At 24.7% G+C, this 3,597-nt stretch carries 4 protein-coding genes; all 4 read left to right on the forward strand.

The annotated features are described in order from the left end of the window. Positions 1–340: 340 nt before the first annotated feature. The 4 genes from MBFIL_RS03225 (at position 341) to MBFIL_RS03240 (ending at position 3,280) form a co-directional block, all read left to right on the forward strand. On the forward strand, positions 341–670 hold the full coding sequence (locus tag MBFIL_RS03225) for a DUF2085 domain-containing protein (protein WP_066971457.1): 330 nt from the start codon (positions 341–343) through the stop codon (positions 668–670). Positions 671–698: 28 nt separating this feature from the next. After that, positions 699–1,133, forward strand: coding sequence for a hypothetical protein (locus tag MBFIL_RS03230; protein ID WP_066971451.1), 435 nt, complete (start codon positions 699–701; stop codon positions 1,131–1,133). Positions 1,134–1,352: 219 nt separating this feature from the next. Continuing rightward, positions 1,353–1,670 (forward strand): DUF4064 domain-containing protein, encoded by a 318-nt coding sequence (locus tag MBFIL_RS03235; RefSeq protein ID WP_066971453.1) that lies wholly within the window; start codon positions 1,353–1,355, stop codon positions 1,668–1,670. A gap of 650 nt (positions 1,671–2,320) precedes the next feature. Then, complete coding sequence (locus MBFIL_RS03240) at positions 2,321–3,280, forward strand: AAA family ATPase (RefSeq protein ID WP_342667583.1); 960 nt, start codon at positions 2,321–2,323, stop codon at positions 3,278–3,280. The last annotated feature ends 317 nt before the right edge of the window (positions 3,281–3,597 follow it).

Here is a 3,597-nt window from a genome sequence, read left to right on the forward strand (position 1 = left end):
AAACCCCACCAAGAAAAAATAGAACCAATTGTAGAAGAAGTTTCTGAAATAAGAAAAAAATAAAGAAGCAATGTTTAATTTAAGGCAATTCTATAGAATCGATTAAATCCTTAACTTAACAGCTGTGCTATTTTTATCTATTTTCTTATTATTTTTCTTATCATTAAAAATAGAAAACTCTTTTAAATTCTTTAAATAATCGGGGGGGGGGGGTAATTCGCATATTCCTAGATATTCATTTTAAAAAGTATTTATTTTAGTAATAAACTATTTATACTGCTCTAAATAAAGTATCTGTATATTATTATCAAATTTTTAGTGTTTGGGCGACATGGTATTTATGAAGTTTCAAAACATTTTCTGTCATGGTAAACAAGAAAGAACATTCCAGATAAAAGGTCACTATTTTCCAGTTTGTGCAAGGTGTACAGGTTTTTATATAAGTATAACTATTTATACTATTTTAGCAATCTATTTACCTTTTAGATATAACACAACAACTTTAATAATAGCTGTTTGCTTATTGATTCCCTGTGGAATTGATGGTACTACACAGTTATTTGAACTACGCGAGAGTAACAATATTCTAAGATTAATAACAGGTTTATCTGGGGGAATAGGTTTGATGATAATATTAAAAACCTTAAAATTTATTTTCGTATATTCTTGAAGGAGTATACAGTCAAAATGGTGTAATAATGGATAAAAAGTATATTATAGGAATAGTTTGTATAGTTTTAATAGCTATTGTAGCTATTGCTGCAAGTATGAGTGGTGGAGATAATACTGCTACTACAAAAGATGCTGATCAAAATGATCCATTCAATGGGGCAAATGCTAAATTAGAAAATATAACTATAAGTTCAAATTATGGTTCTTTTGATGTTAGTGGAAAAATAATGTTTAAAAATGATGAAACTTATGCAGATTTAGGGGCGAATGTTAATTTACAAGATGGTTCAAAAATTTCTGAATCAATAGTAAAAAATTGGAATGATGTTGAGAAAAATCAATGGTATGCATTAGATGGTTATTTATTATCTGCAAGTGGTAATGACTACTCATTATCTGATATAAAAAGTATTGATTTTAAATATGATGGCAAAATTGTCTATACGTGGGAGAATAAATAAAACAAATTTGAATAAATAAATTTATAAAATTAAAATCCAATCACTTTTTTTTAAATGATTTTTTAATATTAATAAAAGCATTTTGCATGTTTAAAGTGATTATTTTGTGAAATAGCTTTTATTCAAACTTTTATTTCGTGATGGAAATTTAGAGAAATCTTTGATTTCTCGTTTTCAAAAGTTTGTTTCATATAATTAAAAATTTTAGGAGAAATGATCATGTCAGAAGAGATACAAACATCAAGAACTGCAGAATTAGTTTTAGGAATTCTTGGAGGTGTTTTTGGACTGATAGGTGGTGTTTTTGCATTATTTTTTAGTGCATTTGAGTCATCTATTGGAGTATTAGGGTTAAGTGCTATTTTAGCATCTATAGTAGGTATAATAGGTACAGTTTACATAAAAAATAATCCTAAATTAGGGTCAATAATAGTTGTAATATCTTCATTTTGGCTTTTAATAAGTATATCTTTATTTGGAGTATTAGGATTTATATTATTACTTATTGCAGGTATTTTAGGTTTAATAAGAAAATAATTCTTTAAAATTTTAATATAGTACATTGCAAAAGGTTTGTAACATATGTAGTGTCATGACAATTTAATTATTATATTTTTAAATATTTCGTTATCTCTTTAATTAAGCTTTAATTTTCTTTATTTCGGTCATTATATGAAATTAGTAATATATAAACATTTTAAAATTAAATACTCATGACAGTAGTGAATTTATAAGTGTTCAAAAATATCATTTAAAAATCTTTAAATTCAATTTAAAGTATTTTTATCATATTTTTATAAGAATTAAAAAAAATGATTATAAGTCACACTTTTTGAGTAATGTACAGTAATGCACTATATTTTTAGAGGCTGCAAATATCTACAAACTAACAGTCTCTAAAAGTTCTCTAAAAATTATCAACATTTTGATTTTAATCCCAAAAAAATCATTTCACAGGCTTGAAATATTTATTTATTACTAATCTAATTTTGTTTGATTTTCTTTTAAAGATTGGATAACTAAATGAACAGGATATAAATTATTAGTAAATTTATAGTAACCACTTTTTTTAGGACTATGGTAATCTAATATCTTTAGTTTTCTTGCTCTATTTAGAAAATCAGTAAAGACTTTTTTTTCTTTTTCAGTTAATTTTTGCGAAAAATCTTTTTTTCTGGAATATTAAAATTTTAAGGGAAACTAAACACAATAAACCTAAACATTTTTTCATAACTGGAAATAGAGGTATGGGTAAATCATCATTAGCAAGCTATTTTAAAGATTATACTGAGAAAAAATTAAAATATGTTGGAGTACATATTTACAATGATGGTGTTCATGACATAGAATCGTTAATAAGGCAAATCATAGAAGAGTTGCTAAATAATATCCAGAAAGAATCTTTTTTTGACCATGTTTTTAATGCTTTTAAAAGTCATGTGGAAAGTGTTAATTTATTTGGAACTTCATTGAAATTCAAACCATCTGAAAACTTACTTGAACATATAAAAGATAACTTTGCTAGCTTTTTAGTGGATTTAGTATCTGAATTTGATAATAAAAATGGTTTGATTATAATAATTGATGATATTAATGGATTAAGTGATAATGTTGAATTTGTTAATTGGTATAAAAGCTTTGCAGATACATTATTTACTAATTATAGAGGAAAATCTCCAATAGCTATGATATTAGCAGGATATCCTGAAAAATTAGAATTAATGCATAAAAATAATCCTTCATTTACAAGGATATTTTCTCATATAAATCTTAAAGGTTTGAATAATGAGGAAATAACTGATTTTTTTAATAAAAGTTTTGATAAAATTGATATGAATATAACAAAAGAAGCTATTGACATTTTAGTTAAATACTCCTCAGGATTACCTAATATGATGCAAGAAATAGGGAATGGAACATTTTACATGACAAATACTAATTTAGTTACTTATGAAGATGCGATTGGAGGTATTTTATATGCTGGAGATGAAATTAGTAAAAAATATTTACAACCATTACTTGACAGTTCCATTAGAAGTCCAGAATACTTAGGAATTTTTGAAAAAATATCAAATGATGCATTATCTAACTTAGATGAAGATTACTATTTCAGAAAAGAATATCTTCTCTACCTTCAAAGCTGTTAGGATCTACTGGACTATCTGGATTAAAAGGATTGATTTTTTCATCCATTTTCTCACCTTTATATGTAATTTCATATTATGCTATTTTTCATTTAAGCATTAAAATTATATTTTAAGCTAGCATGGTCAAGAATGTAATTATTCATTAAACAACTAATTTTATCCATGAGGATTCGCATTTAATGTTTCTTTATTTGTTCTATTTTATTGATTTTTTCTTTATTTTTTGTGTTTTTATGTGAGTTTTTTTTAATATTTTGTTGGTTTTGTTGAATTGTTTTTAGTTGTTCTTATTGTTTTTAGTTTGTTTAATTTTATGT

It is taken from the genome of Methanobrevibacter filiformis, from assembly GCF_001639265.1.
GTDB classification, from domain to species: Archaea; Methanobacteriota; Methanobacteria; order Methanobacteriales; family Methanobacteriaceae; genus Methanacia; species Methanacia filiformis.